Source organism: Streptomyces sp. NPDC002776 (assembly GCF_053592195.1).
On record NZ_JBSFVG010000025.1, the window covers coordinates 24,457 to 45,495 of the forward strand.

Sequence of the window (21,039 nt, forward strand, 5' to 3'; positions counted from 1 at the left end):
TCAGCGGGCGAGGGACTTCGCGTCGCCCATGACGACGACGGGCTTCTTGTCAGGGTCCAGGGCCAGCAGCAGCGCTTTCATGTGGTCCTTCGCGAGGCTCACACAGCCCTGGGTGGGTCCCTCGTGGTCGACGTGGAGCCATATGCCGCCCCCGCGGCCGTCACCCAGGGGGCGGGTCCAGTCGAGCGGTGTGGTCCCGGGCTTGCGGTTGTAGTCGATGGCGATGACGTAGTCGAAGGAGCCCGCCAGCGGCTCGCCCTCGAAACCGGTACCGGTCGCGGTGAAGCCGGGACCGTGGTCGTACGGCAGCCGGGTCCCGGGGTCGCGCAGGCGTCCGCCGGCGTCGGTGAGGGTGAAGACACCGATGGGTGAGCGCAGGTCACCGGCCCGGTGGTGGTCGGTCCAGCCCTTGAGCGCGTTGTGCGCGGGCAGGCTCGGGCCCGCCTCCCAGCCGGCGTCGGTGCGCTCGTACAGGACGGCCGTGGAGTGGGGCGAGTTCTTGCCGCGTCCGGTCACCACGAGGGCCTGGCGGGTGGCGGAGGGCACCTCGGCCCAGGTCCTGGCGCCGAGGCCCGGGATCTGCTGCGGGGCCAGGTCCAGCGAGATCTCCGGCTGGGGCGCGCTTTTCGTGGGGGCCGCGGTGGTCGGGGCGGTCGCCGCGGCGCCGGTGCCGCATCCGGTGAGCAGGAGGCAGGCGGCCAGCAGAGCTGCCCGCGGGTTCGGCGTGATCATGCGTCGACCTTGCCGGACACTTGTGAGGAACCCGTCAGCCCCGCGGGGTGACGAAGATGTCAGGGAGTTGGCGGGGAATGGGGCCGTGACGCTGCTGACGGCCGCGAAGACTCCCGAGGAGAGTCACGCGGCCGTCCTGGCCCTGCTGTTGGGCTGACGCTCAGCGGGTGTGCTGTGCGGCGGCCCGTCCCGCCGCCCGCCCGGAGAACAGGCAGCCGCCGAGGAAGGTGCCCTCCAGCGCGTTGTAGCCGTGCACTCCGCCGCCGCCGAAGCCGGCCACCTCACCGGCCGCGTACAGCCCGTCCACCGGCTGTCCGTCGGTGCCCAGCGCGCGGGAGTCGAGGTCGGTCTGGATGCCGCCCAGCGTCTTGCGGGTGAGGATGTGCAGCTTGACGCCGATCAGCGGGCCCGCGGCGGGGTCGAGGATGCGGTGCGGGGTGGCGACCCGGCCGAGCCGGTCGCCGATGTAGCGGCGGGCGTTGCGGATGCCCTGCACCTGGGCGTCCTTGCTGTAGGAGTGGGTGAGTTGGAGGTCGCGGGCCTCGATCTGGCGGCGCACCGTGGCCGCGTCGAGCAGCGGCTTCTCGGTCAACCCGTTCATCTTCTCGACGAGTTGCTCCAGGTTGGGGGCGGTCACGAAGTCGGCGCCCTTGCGCAGGAACGCGTCGACCGGTCCCGGCGCGCCCTTGCCGAGCACGCGCTCCTTGAGGAAGCCCGTGCGGTCCTTGGCGGTGATGTCGGGGTTCTGCTCGGAGCCGGAGAGCGCGAACTCCTTCTCGATGATCTTCCGGGTGAGGATGAACCAGGAGTGGTCGTACCCGGCGATGTCCTCGGTGGTGCGCAGGTACTTGAGGGTGCCGAGGGTGTCGTAGCCGGGCAGGCAGGGGTCGGGCAGCCGGCGGCCGAGCGCGTCGAACCACATCGAGGACGGTCCCGGCAGGATGCGGATGCCGTGGCCGGGCCAGATCGGGTCCCAGTTCTGCAGGCCCTCGGTGTAGTGCCACATGCGGTCGCGGTTGACCAGCCGGACGCCGGCCTGTGCGCTGATGTCGAGCATCCGGCCGTCCACGTAGGCGGGGACGCCGGTGACCATCTCGGCGGGCGGGGTGCCGAGGCGCTCGGGCCAGTAGCGGCGCACGATGTCGTGGTCGGCGCCGATGCCGCCGGTGGTCACGATGACGGCCTGGGCGGTGAGTTCGAAGTCGCCGACGCGGTCGCGGTTGGACTGCACGCCGCGGGCCGAGGTGTCCTCGGCGAGGACGGTGCCGCGCACGCCGCGCGCCTGGCCGCCCTCGATGACGAGTTCGTCGACCCGGTGGCGGTGGTGGAAGGTCAGCAGCCCGTCGCGCGCGGCCTGCTCGGCGTACCCCACGAACGGCTCGACCACGCCGGTGCCGGTGCCCCAGGCGATGTGGAAGCGGGGCACCGAGTTGCCGTGGCCGTGCGCCCTGAGGTCGCCGCGCTCGGCCCAGCCGACGGTGGGCAGGAACGTGATGCCGTGCCCCGCCAGCCAGGACCGCTTCTCCCCCGCCGCGAACTCCACGTAGGCCCGCGCCCAGCGCACCGCCCAGGAGTCCTCGTCGTCGACGCGGTCGAACCCGGCGCTGCCCTGCCAGTCGTTCCAGGCCAGCTCGAAGGAGTCCTTGATCTTCAGGCGCCGCTGCTCCGGCGAGTCGACGAGGAACAGCCCGCCGAACGACCAGAAGGCCTGTCCGCCCAGGTTGTTGGCGTTCTCCTGGTCCACCAGGGCGACCCGGCGGCCCCGGCTGGTGAGTTCATGTGCGGCGACCAGGCCCGCGAGGCCCGCTCCGACGACGATGACGTCGGCATCCATGCGACCGTTCCCTTCCTCAGTGGGGAGTGCCGCTGCCGTCGGTCAGCAGGGCGGTGAGCAGTTGCTTGAGCCAGGCGCGGGCGCTGTCGACGTCCTTGTCCAGCAGCAGTTGGGTGGTGACCCCGTCGTAGGCGGCGACGACCGCGCGCGCGGCGCCGTCGATGCCGCCCAACACGGCGGGCAGCCGGGTGTGCCCGGTGGCCCGGCCGAGCCGGTCGGCGATGGCCGCGCGCAGCCGCTCGCGGTGCTCCAGCAGGCTCTGCGCGACGGCCGGGTCCCGGGCCGCGTGCACCAGGAAGTCTGTCTTCACCAGCAGCCACTCCACATCGAGCAGCAAAACCTCGGTGACCCGGTCCACGGACTCCGGTACGTCGAGCGCGGGCCCGTCCAGCGCCAGCGCACCCGCGACCTGCTCGGCGATCAGGTCGGCGCGCTGCCGGTACAGGGCGAAGAAGAGTTCGTCGAGGCTGGCGAAATTGGAGTAGAAGGCGCCGCGGCTGTAGCCGGCGGCCTCGCAGACCTCCTCGATCGACACCCGGCCGAAGCCCTTGGCGGCGAAGACCTCGAAGGCGGCGTCGAGCAGATTGGCCCGGGTGCGCACGCGGCGCCTGGTCACGCGCCGTGCCGTCTGCTCCGCCACCCTGGCCGCCTTCCCGGTCGGTCTGTCGTTCGATGCGTGAATGTATCCGATACACCAGTGCATCGAAAGGGGTTGGTCAGACCCGACTGCGGATAGGAACAGACTTTCGATTAAGGAGTACGCTGGATCCATGAACACGCACCTCCAGGGATCCCTCTTCGACCAGACGGACCAGGTGAGGCTCGGGTCCCTCGACGGGATCCGCCGGACCACGCTCGGCCGGGGCGCCTGGATCGACGTACTGCCCGGCTGGCTCGGCGGCGCGGACACCCTGTTCGGACAGCTCGCCGCCGAGGTGCCCTGGCGCGCCGAGCGCCGGAAGATGTACGACCACGTCGTCGACGTGCCTCGGCTGCTCGCGTTCTACGGGGTGCGCGACGCGCTGCCGCATCCGGTGCTGGACGAGGCGCGGGCCGCGCTGAGCGCGCACTACGCCGAGGAGCTGGGCGAGCCGTTCACCACGGCGGGGCTGTGCTTCTACCGCGACGGCCGGGACAGCGTCACCTGGCACGGCGACCGGATCGGCCGGGGTGCCCGCGAGGACACGATGGTCGCGATTCTCTCGGTGGGCGCGCCCCGGGATCTGCTGCTGCGCCCGATGGGCGGGGGCGAGACCGTGCGGCGTCCGCTGGGCCACGGCGACCTGATCGTGATGGGCGGCTCCTGCCAGCGGACCTGGGAGCACGCGGTCCCGAAGAGCTCGCGCGCCACGGGACCGCGCATCAGCATCCAGTTCCGGCCGCACGGGGTGCAGTGACCCCCGTCATGGTGCGGTGAACCCCGTCATTTCGGGTCGCGGCCGAAGGTCGCCTTCGACCAGACGTATCCCAGCGCCGACAGGCCCAGGCACCAGGCCACCGCGAGCCACCCGTCGTTGCCGATCCCGCTGCCCAGCAGCAGCCCGCGCAGGGTCTCGATGGCCGGCGTGAACGGCTGGTACTCGGCGACCGGCTGGAACCACCCCGGCATCGCCTCGATCGGCACGAAAGCGCTCGACAGAAGCGGCAGCAGGATCAACGGCAGCGCGTTGTTGCTCGCCGCCTCGGCGTTGGGGCTGACCAGGCCCATCCCGACCGCGATCCAGGTCAGCGCCAGGGCGACGAGCGTGACCAGGCCGAACGCCGCCAGCCACTCCAGGACCGTGGCACCACGGGACCGGAAGCCGATGGCCACGGCCACGGCACCCACCAGCACCACGCTCATGATCACCTGGAGGACGCTGCCGAGGACATGACCGATGAGCACCGACCCGCGGTGGATCGCCATCGTGCGGAAACGGGCCATGATGCCCTCGGACATGTCCATCGCGACGGACACCGCGCTGCCGACCACTGTGCCTCCGACGGTCATCATCAGGATGCCCGGGACGACATAGGCGACGTACGCGGAGCGGTCGGCGGCGCCGGCGATGCCCGCGCTCATGGTGTCGCCGAAGACGTAGACGAAGAGCAGCAGCAGGACGACCGGCGTCAGCAGCAGGTTGAGGGTCAGGGACGGATAGCGCCGGGCGTGCAGGAGGTTGCGGCGCAGCATCGTGGACGAGTCGCGCACGGCGAGAGCGAGGGAGCTCATCGGGCGTTCTCCTTCGGCTGGTCGGGGACGGTCGCGGCGCCGCCGGTGAGGGCGAAGAACACGTCGTCGAGGTCGGGGGTGTGCACGGTCAGCTCGTCGGCCTCGACCCCGGTGGCATCCAGCCAGTCGAGGATGGCGCGCAGTTCGCGCTGGCTTCCGCCGCTGGGGATCTGGAGCGCCAGTGCTTCGTCGTCGCGGGTGGTCTCGCGCAGCGCGGAGGCGGCGGAGCGGTAGGCGGCCGGGTCGGAGAAGCGGAGCCGGACGTGGCCGCCGGGGATGAGCCGCTTCAGCTCGTCCGCGGTGCCCTCGGCGGCGATCCTGCCGTCGTGCAGCACGGCGATACGGTCGGCGAGTTCGTCGGCCTCCTCCAGGTACTGGGTGGTGAGGAACACCGTGACGCCGCCGGTGACCAGTTCACGGATGATCTGCCACATGGTGTGGCGGCTGCGCGGGTCGAGCCCGGTGGTCGGCTCGTCGAGGAAGATGATCCGCGGATCGCCGACCAGGGTCATGGCGATGTCCAGTCGGCGTTTCATGCCGCCGGAGTAGGTGGCGGCGGGCTTCCTCGCGGCCTCGGTGAGGTCGAAGCGCTCCAGCAGCTCGGCGGTGACCCGTCGTCCCTCGCGCCGGGACAGATGGTGCAGGTCCGCCATGAGGAGCATGTTCTCCTCGCCGGTGATCAGACCGTCCACGGCGGAGAACTGCCCGGTGACGCCGATCGCGGCACGCACGGCCTGCGGATCGGTGGCGAGGTCGTGACCCGCGACCTCGGCCCGGCCGCCGTCGGCGGTGATGAGCGTGGAGAGGATCTTCACCGCGGTGGTCTTGCCGGCGCCGTTCGGCCCGAGCAGCGCGAACACGGACCCGGCCGGGATCCGCAGATCGACGCCGTCCAGGACCGTCCGGTCGCCGTACGACTTGCGCAGACCGACGGCAACGACGGCGGCCGGAGTCGGGCGACCGCCGCTCGGACTGGACGTGGGCATGACAGATGAAGGCATGGCGCCCCCCGTTCGAAGGCTGAAGAAGTGGGAGAAGTGAGCGGGTCGAGGCCGACCGCAGGATCAGGCCTTGGCGCGCAGGACGTCGATGTTGCCCCAGTTGGTCCGGGCGCGGACCGTGACGGCGTCCTCGGTCTGCGCCGGGGCTTCGGACACGGCGAGCGCGTTGCGCACCTGTCCGCGGTTGGAGCTGACGTCGAGCCAGGCGGCGGCGCCCTCGCGGATGCCGACCTCGATGGACCCGTTGGAGGTCTCCAACCGGACCTCCCCGCGTGCGACATCGGCGACGCGCAGCGGACCGTTGGTCGAGGTGCCGGTGACCGAGCTCTCGGCGCGCGCGATGTCGATGGCGCCGTTGGCGCCGCTCACCCGCAGCTCGCCGGTCACGGCGCCGACGATCGTGGCGCCGTGCGAGTTCTTCAGGACGGCGGGGCCGTCGACGGTGCCGACGCGCACATTGCCGGTGCTGCAGGTGATCTCGGCCCTGCCCTCGACCCGGTCCACGGTGATCTGGCCGTGCGACGCGCTCAGCTCCGCCGGACCCGTGGTGTCGAGGCGGATGTCACCGACCGCGGTCTTCACGCGGACCTCGCCGAGCCGGCCCTCGCCGAGCATCTGGGCCCAGGCGCCGGTCGCGTCGACACGTGAGCCCGTGGGCAGGTCGACGACCACGTCGACGACGCCGCTGGGCCCGACGAGACGGCGGTGCTTGGTCCGGATGGTCAGCACACCGCTCGCGTAGGAGACCTCGGTCACCTCGGCGGCGCGCACATCCCGGTCCCTCTTCGGATCGCGGGGCCGTACCTCGACGACCGTGTCGAGGCGGTCGCCCGCGGAGAACCGGAGGGAACCGGCGTCCACGCGGGCGCTGACCGAAATCGGTCCGGGGGTGTCGAATGCGGGCATGGCTGTACCGTCCTCGTGAGTCCGTGGGTCGTCCCGCAGGGGGACGTGATGGGGTGACGTGCCGGGGTGCGGGCCGCGATGAGGGCTGGACCGCGGGCCTAGCGCACCCAGCCCGTGAAGCTCTGCCCGACCGTGCGGGTCCTCTCCGTGGGGCGCGGGCGCGCCGGGCCGCCGTCGACCGCCGCCGACACGGCCCGTACCAGCCAGGCGTTGACCGACAGGCCCTCGCGGCTCGCGGCCTCCTCGGCGCGCGCCTTGAGGTGGGCCGGAAGACGCAGATTGACCCGGGCGGTGCCGCCCTCCTCGGCGTCCGCCACCGGCGTGAGCGGTTCGGCGGGCGCGGCGGGCTGCGCCGGGGCGCTGTCGTAGGCGGGCGGCACAGTCACCACGAAGTCGGGGTCGAGTCCGCGCAGCCGTACGTCGACCGAGCCGGGGGCCAGCTCGCGGGTGATCTCGTCCATCGCGTCCGAGAGCACGTTGAGCAGGGTCAGCCGGGCCGCCGACTCCAGCGGAGCGGTGAGGCGTTCGGCCAGCTCGCGGGCTTGGTCACCGCCGGCCTCGGCGGCCACCGCCAGTTCTCGGCGGAGGGTTTCGACGTACGGGGTGAGGTCCATGGCGCCATAGTGGCACCACGATGACGCCATGCGCAACCAGGATGGCACCAAGCGGCGTCACGTGGCACCAGGACGCACCCGGCCCGGCGCCCGCCGCGTGATCTGCTTTGCTGATCCCGTCGAGCGGCAACCTCGGAACGGGGGACGGTCATGCGGGCGGACGTGCGGCAAGTGGCCGACGCCATCTATCTGGTGCACGGCAGCAACACCAACTGGGTGATCCTGACCGAGGGTGACGCGGCCACGCTGATCGACACCGGCTACCCGGGCGACCGGGAGCAACTGCTCGCCTCCCTCAGGGAGGTGGGGAGTTCACCGCAGGCGGTGGCCGCCGTACTGATCACGCACGCCCACAACGACCATGTGGGTTCGGCCGAGTTCCTGCGGACGACGTACGGCACGCCCGTCCTGCTGCACGAGGCCGAAGTGCCGCACGCCCGGCGGGAGTTCCTGCACCAGGTGTCCGTGGGCCAGGTCCTGCGGAACGGCTGGCGGCCGGGCGTCGTGCCGTGGGCGCTGCACGCCCTCCGCTCCGGCGGCACGGCGCACGTCCCGGTCACCGCGCCGGCGGCCTTCGTCACGGGCGCCCCGCTCGATCTGCCCGGACGTCCGGTGCCGGTGCACACGCCGGGCCACACCGACGGCCACTGCGCCTTCCACCTGCCGGACACCGGCGCCCTGATCACCGGGGACGCCCTGGTCAGCGGCCACCCGACCTCCCGCGTCGAGGGCCCGCATCTGCTGCTCGGCATGTTCCACCGCGAACGTGCCCGCGCCCTGGCCTCGCTGGACCTGCTCGGCGCTCTGGAGGCCGACCTGCTCCTGCCGGGCCACGGCCCCGCCCACCGCGGTCCGGTCCGTGAAGCGGCACTTCAGGCCAGGGAGCGCGCCGTCTAGGGTGAGGTGACGATCACCGGCGAGACGAGGACACCCCGCCCATGGCCCTTCAGATCAGCGCGACCAACCCGGAGCACCCCGCGCTCCTGCTGGAGCTGCCCTGGCACCTGCCCCTCGAGGAGTGGCCCGAGGAGTACCTCGTGCCGCTGCCGCGCGGTATCTCCCGGCACGTCGTGCGCTACGCCCGCGCCGGGGAGGAGGTCATCGCGGTCAAGGAGCTCGCCGAACGCCCCGCCCTGCGCGAGTACGAGCTGCTGCGCGACCTGGACCGGATCGGCATCCCGGCGGTGGACCCCCTCGCCGTCGTCACCGGACGCCTCGACGCCGAGGGCGCACCTCTGGAGTCGGTGCTGGTCACCCGGCACCTCGGCGGCTCCATGCCGTACCGCTCGATGTTCGAGACGACGATGCGCCCGGCGACCATGCACCGGCTGATGGACGCCCTGGCCGTGCTGCTGGTGCGGCTCCACCTGGCCGGGTTCGCCTGGGGCGACTGCTCGCTGTCCAACACCCTCTTCCGGCGCGACGCGGGCGCCTACGCCGCCTATCTGGTCGACGCCGAGACCGGCGACCTGCACCCCCGGCTCAGCCCCGGCCAGCGGGACTACGACCTCGACCTCGCCCGCGTCAACATCAGCGGCGAGCTGCTGGACCTGGAGGCCTCCGGGGCGCTGCACCCGTCGGTGGACCCGATCGAGTTCGGCACCGAGATCTGCGCCCGCTACCGGGGCCTGTGGCAGGAGCTGACCCGCACCTCGGTCTACCCGGCGGGCAAGTACCACTACATAGAGCGCCGGATACGCCGCCTCAACGACCTCGGCTTCGACGTCGCGGAGATGCAGATCGAGCACTCCTCCAACGGCGACACCGTCACCTTCGTCCCCAAGGTCGTCGACGCCGGCCACCACCAGCGCCAGCTCCTGCGCCTGACCGGCCTGGACACCGAGGAGAACCAGGCCCGGCGGCTGCTGAACGACCTGGAGAGCTGGATGGCCACCCAGGACGACTACGCCCCGGGCGACCCCCTCGCCGCCCGCCCCGAGGTCCTCGCCCACCGCTGGGTGCGGGACGTGTTCCGCCCGACGGTACGGGCGGTCCCGCTCGAACTGCGCGGCTCGATGGACGCCGCGGAGATCTACCACGAACTCCTCGAACACCGTTGGTACCTGTCGGAGCGCTCACAGCACGACATAGGGCTGGACACGGCCGTCGAGGACTACATCAAGAACATCCTCCCCAGGGCCCGGGAGACGCTCCAGCCCACCTCGGGGGAGGCGGGCTGACTCAGGACGCGGGCGGCACCACGGCCACCGGGCAGCCGGCGTGGTGCAGCACACCGTGCGCGACCGAGCCGATCCGCGCGCCCACGGCCGTACGGTGGGCGCGGCGCCCGACGACCATCAGCTGCGCCCGCCCGGCCACCGACAACAGCACCTGCCCCGCGCTGCCCATCTCGACGTGCTCCACCACATGGACGTCCGGGAACCGGTCCCGCCACGGCTGCAGGGCCGCCGCCAGCGCCTTCTGCTCGAACGGCTCGAGCCCGCCCGCGTCGTCGAGCAGCTTCAGCGAGCCCGGGCTGTACGCGAACAGCGGCGGCAGCGTCCAGGCCCGTACGGCCCGCACCGTGGCACCACGCGCCGCGGCCGTCTCGAACGCGAACCGCAGCGCCGCCGCGCTGTCCTCCGGATCGCCCTGCTGACCGACGACGATCTCGTGTCCGGCGACCTCGGCCGAGGGCTTGTCATCGGCCCGGACGAGCACGACGGGCCGCTCGGCCTCCACGATCACCTGCTGCCCGACGGAGCCGAGCAGGAACCCGACGACCACGCCATGTCCCCGGGACCCCAGGACGAGCATCTCGGCGTCCTCGGCGGCGGCGACGAGCGCGTCGACGGGCCCGCCCTCCAAGGCGTCCGTCGACACCTCCAGACCGGGATGCCGCTCCTCTATCTCTCGGGCGGCCGCCGCCACCGCTTCCCGCGCCCACTGGGCCTGCGTGTCGGGATCGGCCTCCTCGACCGTCTCCAGCGCCTGGAACCGCCAGGCGTGCACCACCCGCAGCGCGAGCCCTCGCCGAACCGCCTCCCGAGCCGCCCAGCCCAAGGCGGCGATGCTCTCCTCGGTCCCGTCGAATCCTGCCGTGATCGGGCGCGTCATTGCGGGTTTCCTCCTGTGTCGCGGTCACGTCGGTGACCACAGTCTTCACTACCCTGCGCCCATGGCATTGCAGTGGGAGCAAGTGGTCGTGGACTCGGCGGATCCGGCGGCCCTGGGCGCCTGGTGGGCGGCGGCCCTCGGCTGGACGGTCCTGAACGACTCCGCCGACGAGTACGAGATCCGCCCGGCGCCGGACCGCATCCCGGGCCTGATCTTCGTCCCGGTCCCGGAGGAGAAGGCGGGCAAGAACCGGCTGCACCTCGACTTCCGCCCGGACGACCAGCGGGCCGAGGTCCCCCGGCTGCTCGCCCTGGGCGCCCGCCCCGCGGACGTCGGCCAGGGCGAGCAGCCGTGGGTGACGCTGGCGGACCCCGAGGGCAACGAGTTCTGCGTACTGGCCGCACGGCACCGCTGACCGCACCCACGCGACGGAGGAGAACGCGATGAGCGAACGCACGGGCAAGGTGGTCTGCGACCTCACGGTCTCGGCCGACGGCTACTCGGCCGGACTGCACCAGAGCGAGGAACGCCCCTTCGGGGACGACGGCGGGGACGGCTCGGGCGCCGGGCTGCACGCCTGGATGTTCGACACCCCCGACGAGAACCGGGCGGAGATCGACCAGTTGGCCGGTGCCGGGGCCTTCATCATGGGCCGCAACATGTTCGGCCCCGTGCGCGGCGCGTGGGACAGGCAGTGGAACGGCTGGTGGGGCGAGAACCCGCCGTTCCACGCGCCGGTGTTCGTGCTCACCCACCACGCGCGCGAGCCGCAGCCGATGGCCGGCGGCACCACGTACCACTTCGTCACCGACGGGATCGAGTCGGCCCTGGCGCAGGCACGCGCGGCGGCGGGCGACCGCGAGGTCCTGGTCCACGGCGGCGCCACCACCGTCAACCAGTACCTCGCCGCCGGCCTGGCCGGCGAACTGCGGCTGCACATCGCGCCCCTCACGATCGGCGCCGGCACGCGCCTGTTCGAGGGCGTCCCGCCGCTGCGGCTGGAGCAGGTGGCGTCCCGCGCGGCGAGCCAGGTCACCCACCTGACCTACCGGGTGCTGGGCGAGGCGATCGGCTGAGCGGAGCGCGGCGATCGAACATACGATGGCCACAGCCGGCCCGGCGGCTGCGGTCGCCGTGCCCCGGCACCGGACACTCTCGGGGTGGGAGACGTATGGCACAGGCCGCCGAATCCGCGCGGACCGTCATCCTGACCGTGGACGACGACCCGGGGGTCTCCCGCGCCGTCGCCCGTGACCTGCGGCGGCGCTACGGCGAGTCGTACCGGATCGTGCGCGCGGAGTCCGGGGAGTCCGCGCTTCAGGCGCTGCGGGAGCTGAAGCTGCGCGGCGATCTCGTGGCCGTGATCCTGGCCGACTACCGGATGCCGCAGATGAACGGCATCGAGTTCCTCGAGCGGGCCATGGACATCCACCCCGGCGCGCGACGGATCCTGCTCACCGCGTACGCCGACACCAGCGCGGCCATCGACGCCATCAACGTCGTCGATCTCGACCATTACCTGCTCAAGCCGTGGGATCCGCCCGAGGAGAAGCTCTACCCCGTGCTGGACGACCTGCTGGAGGCCTGGCGGAGCAGCGAGTACCGGCCGGTGCCCGCCACTAAGGTCGTCGGGCACCGGTGGTCGGCCCGGTCGTCCGACGTACGGGAGTTCCTCGCCCGCAACCAGGTGCCCTACCGCTGGTATTCCGCCGACGAGCCCGAGGGGCGGCGGCTGCTCGCCGCCGCGGGCGAGGACGGGCAGCGGCTGCCGCTGGTGATCACGCCGGAGGGGACACCGCTGGTCGAGCCGGACGCGCCGGAGCTCGCCGCGCACGTCGGCCTCGCCACCACGCCGACCGCCGACTTCTACGACCTCGTCGTCATCGGCGGCGGCCCGGCCGGGCTCGGCGCCGCGGTGTACGGGGCGTCCGAGGGACTGCGGACGGTGCTCGTGGAGCGATCGGCCACCGGCGGGCAGGCCGGGCAGAGCTCGCGGATCGAGAACTACCTCGGCTTCCCGGACGGCGTCTCCGGCGCCCAGCTCACCGACCGGGCCCGCCGGCAGGCCGCCAAGTTCGGCGCCGAGGTCCTCACCGCCCGCGAGGTCACCGGCCTGGAGGTCAGCGGCGCCGCGCGGCTCGTGCGGTTCTCCGACGGCTCGGCCATCGCCGCGCACAGCGTGATCCTGGCGACCGGTGTCTCCTACCGCCAGCTCCAGGCACCCGGCTGCGCCGAACTCACCAGCTGCGGCGTCTTCTACGGCTCCGCGCTGACCGAGGCGCCCTCCTGCCAGGGGCAGGACGTGTACATCGTCGGCGGCGCCAACTCCGCGGGGCAGGCGGCGATGTACCTGTCCAAGGGCGCCAAGTCGGTGACGCTGCTGGTGCGCGGGGCGGATCTGTCGGCGTCGATGTCGCACTATCTGATCCAGCAGATCAACGAGGCGCCCAACATCGGCGTCCGCCCGCGGACGATCGTCGAGGCCGCCCACGGCGACGGCCACCTGGAACAGCTGACGCTGCGCGACCTGGACAGCGGGGAGAGCGAACTCGTCGATGCCCAGTGGCTGTTCGTCTTCATCGGCGCCGCCCCGCTGACCGACTGGCTGGACGGCACCGTGCTGCGCGACAGCGGCGGCTTCATCCTCGCCGGGCCCGACCTCACGCCCGACGGGCGGCCCCCCGCGGACTGGGAGCTGGACCGGCCGCCGTACCACCTGGAGACCAATGTGCCGGGCGTCTTCGTGGCCGGCGACGCGCGCGCCGAGTCAGCCAAGCGGGTCGCGTCCGCCGTAGGAGAGGGAGCCATGGCCGTGATGCTCGTCCACCGCTATCTGGAGCAGTCGTGAGCGGCCGGCCCGTGCCGTGCAGCCCCGCGGAGATCGGCTCGCTGTTCCTGTTCGAGAAGCTCTCCCCCGAGCAGCTCGGCAGACTGTGCGCCGAGGGCCGGGTGGAGCGGTTCGACCCGGGGCCGGTGTACACGGAGGGCGAACCGGCCACCTGCTTCTACGTCCTGGTCGAGGGCACGGTGGTGCTGTCCCGGCGGGTCGGCACGGACGACGTGGAGGTGATCCGCAGCTCCCAGCGCGGCGCGTACGCGGGGGCCATGCAGGCCTATCTCGGCGACCGGGAGCGGCAGGTCTACAACAACTCCATGCGCGTGACGGAGCCGACGCGGTTCTTCGTGCTGCCCGCCGACACGTTCGCGGCCATCATGCAGGAATGGTTCCCGATGGCCGTGCACCTGCTGGAGGGGCTCTTCTTCGGCTCGAAGAACACCCAGCGGGTCATCGGCCAGCGCGAACGGCTGCTGGCGCTCGGCTCGTTGTCGGCAGGTCTCACCCACGAGCTCAACAACCCCGCGGCGGCGGCCGTACGGGCCACCGCCTCCTTGCGCGAGCGGGTGGCGAAGATGCGGCACAAGCTGGCCGTGATCTCCTCCGGCCCGTACCCGCGCGAGAGCCTGGCGAGCCTCATCGACATCCAGGAGCGCACCGCCGAACGCGTCGGCAAGGCACCGGCCCTGGGCCCGCTGGAGGCGGCCGACCGCGAGGACGCGCTCACCGACTGGCTCGACGACCACGGCATCACCGAGGGCTGGCGGCTCGCACCGGCCTTCGTGCAGGCCGGACTTGACGTCGACTGGCTGGAGCAGGTCGCCGCGGCCGTGGACCAGGACATCCTCCCGGGGGCGATCGGCTGGCTCAACTACACGGTGGAGACCGAGCTGTTGATGGACGAGATCGCGGACTCCACCACGCGTATCTCGCATCTGGTCGACGCCGCCAAGCAGTACTCGCAGCTCGACCGCGCCCCCTTCCGCAGCGTCGACGTCCATGAACTCCTCGACAGCACCCTGCTGATGCTCTCGGGGAAGACCGGCCCGCGGATCAAGGTCGTCAAGGAGTACGACCGCAGCCTCCCGGAGATCCCCGCCTACCCGGCGGAGCTGAACCAGGTGTGGACGAACCTCATCGACAACGCGGTCTCCGCCATCACCAGCGCGGGCGGGGAAGGGACGCTGACCGTGCGGACGGCTCGGGAGCACGACCGGCTGCTGGTGGAGTTCCGCGACACCGGCGTCGGCATCCCGCGGGAGATCCGCGGACGGATCTTCGACCCCTTCTTCACCACCAAGCCCGTCGGCGAGGGCACCGGCCTGGGTCTGGACATCTCCTGGCGGATCGTGGTCAACAAGCATCACGGGTCCCTCCAGGTGGAGTCCGAGCCGGGCGACACACGGTTCCAGGTGCTGCTTCCGCTCACCGCCGCCGCTGGCGACGACACGAACGAGGAGTCCGTATGACCGAGGGAATCGATCCCGGCGCGCCGCCCAGCGGCGCCGGGTGCGTGGAATGCGACGAGCACGGCGGATGGTGGTTCCATCTGCGCCGGTGTGCCCAGTGCGGGCACGTGGGGTGCTGCGACTCCTCTCCCGGACAGCACGCCACCGGGCACTTCAAGGCCACCGGGCATCCGGTCGTGCAGAGTTACGAGCCGGGCGAGGAGTGGTTCTGGGACTACGGCTCCTCCGAGCTGTACGAGTCGGGGCCGGAGCTGGCGCCGCCGGTCAGCCGCCCCGCGGAGCAGCCCTCGCCGGGGCCCGCGGGGCGGGTGCCCGCGGACTGGGCCCAGGCGCTGCGGCGCGCCTGAGGCAGGGGGCGGGGCGGGCCGTGGCTGGTCACGCCGTTCCCCGCACCCACTTCCGTCGCACACGCGTGCCAGGATGAGCGAGTGACGCAGACCATGGCCCCCGCGCCCCTCATCGGCCGAGAACACGAGCTGGCCCGGCTCCTCGGTGTGCTGGAGCGTGCCCGTGCCGGGGAGGCGCGGGCCGTCCTGGTCGCCGGGGACGCCGGAGTCGGCAAGACCCGGGTGCTGGACGAGATCGCCTCGCGGGGCGCGGCGGACGGCATGACCGTCCTCACCGGCCACTGCGTCGACCTCGGTGACGTCGGTCTGCCGTACCTGCCGTTCACCGAGGTGCTCGGCGCGCTCGCCGCGGATCCGCGGTTCGCCGACGTGCTCGCGGGACATCCCGTCGTCGGCCGGATGCTGGGCGGTGGCACGGACACCGCGCGGGACTCCCGGCTCCAGCTGTTCGAGGGCATGGCCGCGCTCCTGGCCGACCTGGCCGACACCGCGCCGCTGCTGCTCGTCCTGGAGGACCTGCACTGGGCCGACCAGTCCTCCCGGGATCTGCTGCGGTTCCTGCTCAGCCGGGGCGTGCTCCAGCGGCCGGCGGGCGGGGTCGCGCTGCTGGCCTCCTACCGCGCGGACGATCTGCACCGGCGGCATCCGCTGCGCGCGCTGCTGGCGGAGCTGGTCCGGCTGCCCGCGGTGGAGCGGCTGGAACTGCGGCCGCTCGACGACACCGAAGTGGCCGAGCTGGTACGGGCCCTGGAGGAACGCCCGCTGCCGGAGACCACGGTCCGCAGGATCGTCGAGCGCGCCGAGGGCAACGCCTTCTACGCCGAGGAACTCCTCGCGGCCACGGACACCGAGGCCGGCGGGGTGCCGAGCGGTCTCGCCGACGTCCTGCTGATCCGCTTCGAGCAACTGTCCGAGACCGCCCAGCAGGTGCTGCGCACCGCCGCGGTCGCCGGGCGGCGCGTCGAGCACGATCTGCTGCGCGATGCGGCCGGACTGCCCGAGGCAGAGCTGGAGTCGGCGCTGCGCGAGGCCCTGGGCCGGCAACTGCTGGTCCCCGGCGACGGTGACACGTACTCCTTCCGCCACGCCCTGGCGCGGGAGGCGGTCTACGCCGATCTGCTGCCCGGCGAACGGTCCCGGCTGCACGGTGCGTTCGCCCGGCTGCTCGCCGGCCGGCCCCGGCGCGCCGAGACCGCGGCCGAGCGCGCCCACCACTACCGCGAGAGCCATGAGCTCGCCGAGGCGCTCACCGCCTCGCTGGAGGCCGCCGACCACGCCCGGCGGGTCGGTGCGCCCGCCGAGGAGCTGCGGCACCTGGAGGCGGTGCTCGATCTGTGGCCGTCGGTGGAGCCGTCCGCGCGCCCCTCGGGCGAGGGCCACGACCGGGTGACGCTCACCCTGCGCGCCTCCTCGGCCGCCGCGCACGCCGGGGAGGCGCACCGCGCGGTCGCGCTGACCCGGTCCGCGCTGGCGGGCGTCGACCAGCAGGAGGACTCGGAGCTGGCCGCCCGGGTCCGCTACACCCTCGCGGGCAATCTGATGACCGTCGACAACCTGAGCGCCGCCTTCGCCCACAGCAGTGAGGCGCTGACCCTGATCCCCGCCGATCCTCCGTCGCCCACCTGGGTGTGGGCGGCCGCCACCCATGTACTGGCGGCGCGTCAGGTCGGGGAGGGACAAACGGCGTTGCGGGTGGCCCACGAGGCACTGGCCGTCGCCGAGCGGCTGGGGGTCACGGACGCCCGGGCCGACCTGCTCGTATCACTGGCGATCCTGGAGGGCGACGGCCGGCGCAGTCCCGAGGGCCGGGCGCGGCTGCGCGAGGCGCGGGACCTGGCGCGGACGGCGGGCAACGCGGCGGTGGAGCTGCGGGCCCTGCTCCACTTCGCCATGGGCAGTTACGAGGCGGGCGAGCTGGAGGAGTGCCTGCCGTGGCTGACCGAAGGGCTCGACCGGGCCCGCCGCGCCGGGCTGCTGTCCTCGTCGTATCCGATGGAGATGCGCTATCTCCGGCTGCTGGTGCTGTACACGCTGGGCCGCTGGGACGAGTGCCTGCGGGCCGCGGCGAGCGACGCCGACATGCTGCCGCCCGCGGGCGGTTACACGTCCGGGCCCGCCTGGTACGTCTCGCTGGCGCGCGGGGACCTGACGGGCGCCGACCGGGCCCGGGCGCTGCTGGAGGGGCCGTTCGACTGGATGGCCACGCTGATCGCGGGCATCGTGCTGACCGACGCCGCCGCCCTGGCGGGCGATCCGGAGGCGGCGGTCGAGCGGGTGCGGTCCACGGTCGAGGCGCTCACCGACGAGGCGGGCTTCCGCCCCGATGTGACGGTACGGCTCGCCGCGCTGGCGCTGTCCGCCGTGGCCGACCGCGCTGTCGAGCTGCGGCACGGCGGCGACGAGGCAGGTGCCGGGCGCTGGGCGGACACCGCGACGGAGCTGATGGAGCTGGCGCGGGACTCGGCCGCGCACAGCGCCAACCGGACGCCCCAGGGTCCGGAGGGCATGGCGTGGCTGGCCCGCGCCGAGGCCGAGTGGCTGCGGGCGACCACGGGACCCGACGTGGCGGCCTGGGCCAAGGCGGTGGCCGCGGTCGACTACGGCGACGCCTACGAACGGGCGCGCTGCCGGTACCGCTACGCCGAGGCGCTGGTGACGGCCGAGCGGCGCGAGGAGGCGGCCGTCGAGGCGGCGGCGGTACGGGAGACGGCCGCGCGGCTGGGCGCGCGGCCGCTGCTGGAACGGGTGGACGCCCTCATCCGCCGGGCCCGCCTGTCGGACACGCGGGAACCGACCGCGTCCCCGCTGACCGCCCGTGAGCAGGACGTGCTGCGGCTGCTGGCCCGCGGCCGCAGCAACCGGCAGATAGGCGAGGAGCTCTTCATCAGCGGCAAGACGGCGAGCGTCCACGTCTCCAACATCCTCGCCAAGCTGGGCGCCGCGAGCCGCGGTGAGGCGGTGGCCGTCGCCTACCGCGAGGGGCTGATCGCCCCGGAGGCGACGACGTCCGGCTGAGACTTCCGCCTCTCTCGTACGGGTGAGACGCATCCGGTCGGACCCCGAATGAGCATCTTCTCTCCTCTCCCTGGCACTACTGTGCGTCGCCGTGACGGAGTGTCAGCAGGGAGAGAGGACGCGGATGGACTCGGCAACGGTGGGCAAGGGCACGGCATGGGGGACGGCGGTCCTCCTCGCCCTCCTGACAGTCCCGGCGCACGCGGCACCCCAGGGACCCGAGCCGGATCTCGCGGCCCTGCGGGGCGTCCTGCGCACCGCGATGCAGCAGGGCGCGCCCGGCGCGATGGCCCGCATCGACGATCACGGCACCGTCTCCACGACGGCCGCGGGCATCGCCGACCGCAGCACGCTGCGCGCCCTCACCACCACCGACCGGTTCCGCATCGGCAGCGTCACCAAGACCTTCACCGCCGTGGTCCTGCTGCAACTGGTCGACGAGAAGAAGCTGAAGCTCGACGACCCGGTCAACCGCCATCTGCCCGGGCTGCTGCCCGACGACCGGATCACCGTGCGCCACGTCCTGAGCCACCGCAGCGGCCTGTACGACTACACCAACGACATGTTCGCCAAGACGGTTCCCGGCTTCGAGGCGGTGCGCACCAAGGTCTTCACCCACCGGCAGCTGGTCGCCCGCTCACTGTCCAGGCCGCGCACCACCGCGCCGGGCGGCGCCTACACCTACTCCAACACCAATTTCGTCGTCGCCGGCATGCTCATCAAGAAGCTGACCGGGAACTCCCTGCGCGCCGAGTACCAGAACCGGATCATCGAGCCGCTGAAGCTGACCGACACCTTCTACGTCCACCCCGGCACCCGCATCCCGGGCCGGTACACCCGCGGCTACCTCACCCCGGACACGCCGGGCGCCGCGCTCGTCGACGCCACCGAGCAGACGGTCTCCTGGGCGCAGAGCGCGGGGGCCGTCATCTCCAGCGCGCGGGACCTGAACACCTTCCTGTCGGCGCTGCTCGGCGGCCGGCTGACCTCGGCGGCACAACTGGCGCAGATGAAGCGGTGGGTGCCCGCGGGCTCCGGTCAGGCGTACGGGCTCGGGCTGCGGCGCCGTGACCTGTCGTGCGGGGTGTCCGTGTACGGGCACACGGGTGCCGTCCAGGGCTTCTACACCTACGCGTTCGCCTCCAAGGACGGGCGGCGCAGCCTGGCGGCCCTCGCCAACACCTCCAACAACGGCGCGGTGCACACCACCATGCTGGGCACCCTGGAGTCGGCGTTCTGCGGCAAGAAGCCGAAGGCGACGCGCGGTTCCTCGGTCGGCGAGCGGATCGATCCGGGGGCTGTCCGGCGCTGAGTTCAGGGGGATCCGGCGCTGAGTCCAGGGGGCGGGAACCCTCGCGGGGCGGCGCACGTTTTCCGGACATACCTCTTCGGACGCGTACGTGGACATCAGGACGGCCCCATGAGCGAGTTGGTCGCCGGGGGCAATGTGCCCCTCCCGGGCGGCGCCGTGGCCGTCCGGGTGCCCGGCCCGTTCGACGTGTCAGCCCTCATCACGGACGACGCCGGCAAGGTCCGCGGCGACGGCGACTTCGTGTTCTACAACCAGCCCGCCGCCCCGGGCGCCCGGCTGCACGGCGACACGCTGACCGTCGACCCCGCGCGGCTGCGGCCGGGCGCCACCCGGGTCACGGTCGTCATCAGCCCCGCCGACCCCGGCACCGCCCTCGGCGGCCTCCCCGCCCCGACGCTGCACGTCACCGGAGCGGGCGGCCGCACCCTGGCCCGGTTCGCCCCACCGCGCCCCCGGCAGGAGACCGTGCTGCTGCTCGCCGAGCTGTACCGCCGCGGCGGCGACTGGAAGCTGCGGGCCCTGGGCCAGGGGTACGCCGACGGACTGGCGGGCCTGGCGCGCGACTTCGGGGTGGACATCGCGGAGGACGCGCCCACCGGGTCGGGCCCGGGCTTCGGGGTGAACACGGCGGGGAGTACGCCCACCGGACCGAGCCCGGGCTTCGGGGCAAGCACCGCGGCGAACGCGCCCACCGGTCCGGGCCCGGGCTTCGGGGCGAACACTGCGCAGAGCACGCCCACCGGCCCGGGCTTCGGGGCAAGCACCGCGGCCCACGCGCCCACCGGCCCGGGCTTCTTGATGAACCCCGCGGAGAGCGCCCCCACCGGCCCGGGCTCGGCCTTCCGGGCGAACACCGCGGTGAACCCGCCCGCCAGCCCCGGCCCCGGCATGGTCATCCCGGAGGGCGCGCCCTCCGACCCGCACGGCTTCGCCCGTCTCGTCAACGCCGCCCGTGCCTCGGCCGGTGCCCCGCCCGTCGCCCTGGACGCCCGCCTCAGCTCCGCCGCGCGGGACCACGCCCTCGCCATGGCGGCGCGGAACCGCCTGGACGGTGCGGGTCTCCACCAGCGCGTCACCGCGACCGGATACGCGTATGTGACCGTCGGGGAGCACCTGGTCTCCGGCCCGCGCTCGCCCGCCGAGTTCGTCGAGTACTGCCTGGGCTCCGACCGGTCCCGGCGCACCCTGCTCGACCCGGCCTTCACCCACGCCGGGTTCGCATGCGCCCCCGCCCGTTCCGGGGACGTCTACTGGACGGCGCTCTGGGCCCGCCCCTTCACCCCGGCGGAGCTGGCCAGGACCGCCACCCGGGTCGTGGAGCTCACCAACCGGGCGCGTGCCGGGGCCGGTCTCCCGCCGCTCGCCGTCGACCCGTTGCTCACCGCCGCCGCGCAGGCGCACAGCGCCGACATGGTCGCGCGGGCCTTCTACTCCCACACCTCCCCCGACGGCAGCCGGCCCTGGGACCGGGCGGCCGCGGCGGGCTCCCGGCGGCGCTCGATCGGCGAGAACATCGCCTGCGGCCAGCGCTCCCCCGCCGAGGTCGTCCAGGGCTGGATGAACAGCCCCGGCCATCGCGCCAACATCCTCAAGCGCGACTTCACGCACATCGGCGTCGGCTTCGCGGGCGGCGGCGAAGCGGGCACGTACTGGACCCAGCTCTTCGGCGGCTGAGGCAGGTTGCCGCACGAACTAGGCGGAGGG

19 protein-coding genes are annotated in these 21,039 nt (G+C 72.9%); 11 read left to right on the forward strand and 8 right to left on the reverse strand.

All coding sequences use genetic code 11. The features are described from left to right. The 3 genes from ACWD11_RS32370 to ACWD11_RS32380 form a co-directional block, all read right to left on the reverse strand. The gene (locus tag ACWD11_RS32370; protein ID WP_451287346.1) at positions 1 to 732 is read right to left on the reverse strand and encodes a L,D-transpeptidase family protein; all 732 of its coding nucleotides are present in this window, start codon (positions 730 to 732) and stop codon (positions 1 to 3) included. Positions 733 to 892: 160 nt separating this feature from the next. Further along, on the reverse strand, positions 893 to 2,566 hold the full coding sequence (locus ACWD11_RS32375) for an FAD-binding dehydrogenase (protein ID WP_451287348.1): 1,674 nt from the start codon (positions 2,564 to 2,566) through the stop codon (positions 893 to 895). A 16-nt stretch (positions 2,567 to 2,582) separates the two neighbouring features. Next, the gene (locus ACWD11_RS32380; RefSeq protein ID WP_389420253.1) at positions 2,583 to 3,182 is read right to left on the reverse strand and encodes a TetR/AcrR family transcriptional regulator; all 600 of its coding nucleotides are present in this window, start codon (positions 3,180 to 3,182) and stop codon (positions 2,583 to 2,585) included. Between the two features lie 154 nt (positions 3,183 to 3,336). Here ACWD11_RS32380 and ACWD11_RS32385 point away from each other — a divergent pair, with 154 nt between their 5' ends. After that, positions 3,337 to 3,963 (forward strand): alpha-ketoglutarate-dependent dioxygenase AlkB, encoded by a 627-nt coding sequence (locus ACWD11_RS32385; protein WP_451287350.1) that lies wholly within the window; start codon positions 3,337 to 3,339, stop codon positions 3,961 to 3,963. A gap of 26 nt (positions 3,964 to 3,989) precedes the next feature. Here ACWD11_RS32385 and ACWD11_RS32390 read toward each other — a convergent pair whose 3' ends face one another. From ACWD11_RS32390 to ACWD11_RS32405, 4 genes are all read right to left on the reverse strand, one after another. Further along, positions 3,990 to 4,778, reverse strand: a complete 789-nt coding sequence (locus ACWD11_RS32390) for an ABC transporter permease (protein ID WP_451287352.1) — start codon at positions 4,776 to 4,778, stop codon at positions 3,990 to 3,992. After that, on the reverse strand, positions 4,775 to 5,764 hold the full coding sequence (locus ACWD11_RS32395; RefSeq protein WP_389420250.1) for an ATP-binding cassette domain-containing protein: 990 nt from the start codon (positions 5,762 to 5,764) through the stop codon (positions 4,775 to 4,777). The genes ACWD11_RS32390 and ACWD11_RS32395 overlap by 4 nt, the downstream gene beginning before the upstream one ends. Before the next feature lie 78 nt (positions 5,765 to 5,842). Then, positions 5,843 to 6,685 carry a DUF4097 family beta strand repeat-containing protein gene (locus ACWD11_RS32400; protein ID WP_389420249.1) on the reverse strand — a complete coding sequence of 281 codons (843 nt, stop codon included), beginning with the start codon at positions 6,683 to 6,685 and terminating at the stop codon, positions 5,843 to 5,845. A 98-nt stretch (positions 6,686 to 6,783) separates the two neighbouring features. Next, positions 6,784 to 7,299: a toxin-antitoxin system HicB family antitoxin gene (locus tag ACWD11_RS32405; RefSeq protein WP_389420248.1), complete on the reverse strand. Its 516-nt coding sequence runs from the start codon at positions 7,297 to 7,299 to the stop codon at positions 6,784 to 6,786. 150 nt (positions 7,300 to 7,449) lie between these two features. On the opposite strand from ACWD11_RS32405, the gene ACWD11_RS32410 reads away from it, so the two are divergent. Continuing rightward, positions 7,450 to 8,196, forward strand: coding sequence for an MBL fold metallo-hydrolase (locus tag ACWD11_RS32410; RefSeq protein ID WP_451287355.1), 747 nt, complete (start codon positions 7,450 to 7,452; stop codon positions 8,194 to 8,196). Between the two features lie 41 nt (positions 8,197 to 8,237). Beyond that, positions 8,238 to 9,479 carry a DUF4032 domain-containing protein gene (locus ACWD11_RS32415; protein ID WP_389420246.1) on the forward strand — a complete coding sequence of 414 codons (1,242 nt, stop codon included), beginning with the start codon at positions 8,238 to 8,240 and terminating at the stop codon, positions 9,477 to 9,479. 1 nt (position 9,480) lies between these two features. Here the strand turns inward: ACWD11_RS32415 and ACWD11_RS32420 are convergent, their stop codons facing one another. Continuing rightward, complete coding sequence (locus ACWD11_RS32420) at positions 9,481 to 10,356, reverse strand: universal stress protein (RefSeq protein ID WP_389420245.1); 876 nt, start codon at positions 10,354 to 10,356, stop codon at positions 9,481 to 9,483. A gap of 61 nt (positions 10,357 to 10,417) precedes the next feature. On the opposite strand from ACWD11_RS32420, the gene ACWD11_RS32425 reads away from it, so the two are divergent. From ACWD11_RS32425 to ACWD11_RS32460, 8 genes are all read left to right on the forward strand, one after another. Continuing rightward, the gene (locus tag ACWD11_RS32425) at positions 10,418 to 10,771 is read left to right on the forward strand and encodes a VOC family protein (RefSeq protein ID WP_451287357.1); all 354 of its coding nucleotides are present in this window, start codon (positions 10,418 to 10,420) and stop codon (positions 10,769 to 10,771) included. 28 nt (positions 10,772 to 10,799) lie between these two features. After that, positions 10,800 to 11,432 (forward strand): dihydrofolate reductase family protein, encoded by a 633-nt coding sequence (locus tag ACWD11_RS32430; RefSeq protein WP_389420243.1) that lies wholly within the window; start codon positions 10,800 to 10,802, stop codon positions 11,430 to 11,432. A gap of 95 nt (positions 11,433 to 11,527) precedes the next feature. After that, positions 11,528 to 13,204 carry an FAD-dependent oxidoreductase gene (locus ACWD11_RS32435; RefSeq protein WP_451287359.1) on the forward strand — a complete coding sequence of 559 codons (1,677 nt, stop codon included), beginning with the start codon at positions 11,528 to 11,530 and terminating at the stop codon, positions 13,202 to 13,204. Further along, positions 13,201 to 14,661: an ATP-binding protein gene (locus ACWD11_RS32440; RefSeq protein ID WP_389420241.1), complete on the forward strand. Its 1,461-nt coding sequence runs from the start codon at positions 13,201 to 13,203 to the stop codon at positions 14,659 to 14,661. The genes ACWD11_RS32435 and ACWD11_RS32440 overlap by 4 nt, the downstream gene beginning before the upstream one ends. Beyond that, positions 14,658 to 15,008 (forward strand): UBP-type zinc finger domain-containing protein, encoded by a 351-nt coding sequence (locus ACWD11_RS32445; protein WP_389420240.1) that lies wholly within the window; start codon positions 14,658 to 14,660, stop codon positions 15,006 to 15,008. The genes ACWD11_RS32440 and ACWD11_RS32445 overlap by 4 nt, the downstream gene beginning before the upstream one ends. Before the next feature lie 93 nt (positions 15,009 to 15,101). Beyond that, complete coding sequence (locus tag ACWD11_RS32450; protein WP_451287418.1) at positions 15,102 to 18,023, forward strand: helix-turn-helix transcriptional regulator; 2,922 nt, start codon at positions 15,102 to 15,104, stop codon at positions 18,021 to 18,023. A 124-nt stretch (positions 18,024 to 18,147) separates the two neighbouring features. Then, positions 18,148 to 19,335 carry a serine hydrolase domain-containing protein gene (locus ACWD11_RS32455; RefSeq protein ID WP_389420239.1) on the forward strand — a complete coding sequence of 396 codons (1,188 nt, stop codon included), beginning with the start codon at positions 18,148 to 18,150 and terminating at the stop codon, positions 19,333 to 19,335. Positions 19,336 to 19,443: 108 nt separating this feature from the next. Next, a complete protein-coding gene (locus ACWD11_RS32460) occupies positions 19,444 to 21,009 on the forward strand; it encodes a CAP domain-containing protein (protein WP_451287362.1) in 1,566 nt (521 codons plus the stop codon). The last annotated feature ends 30 nt before the right edge of the window (positions 21,010 to 21,039 follow it).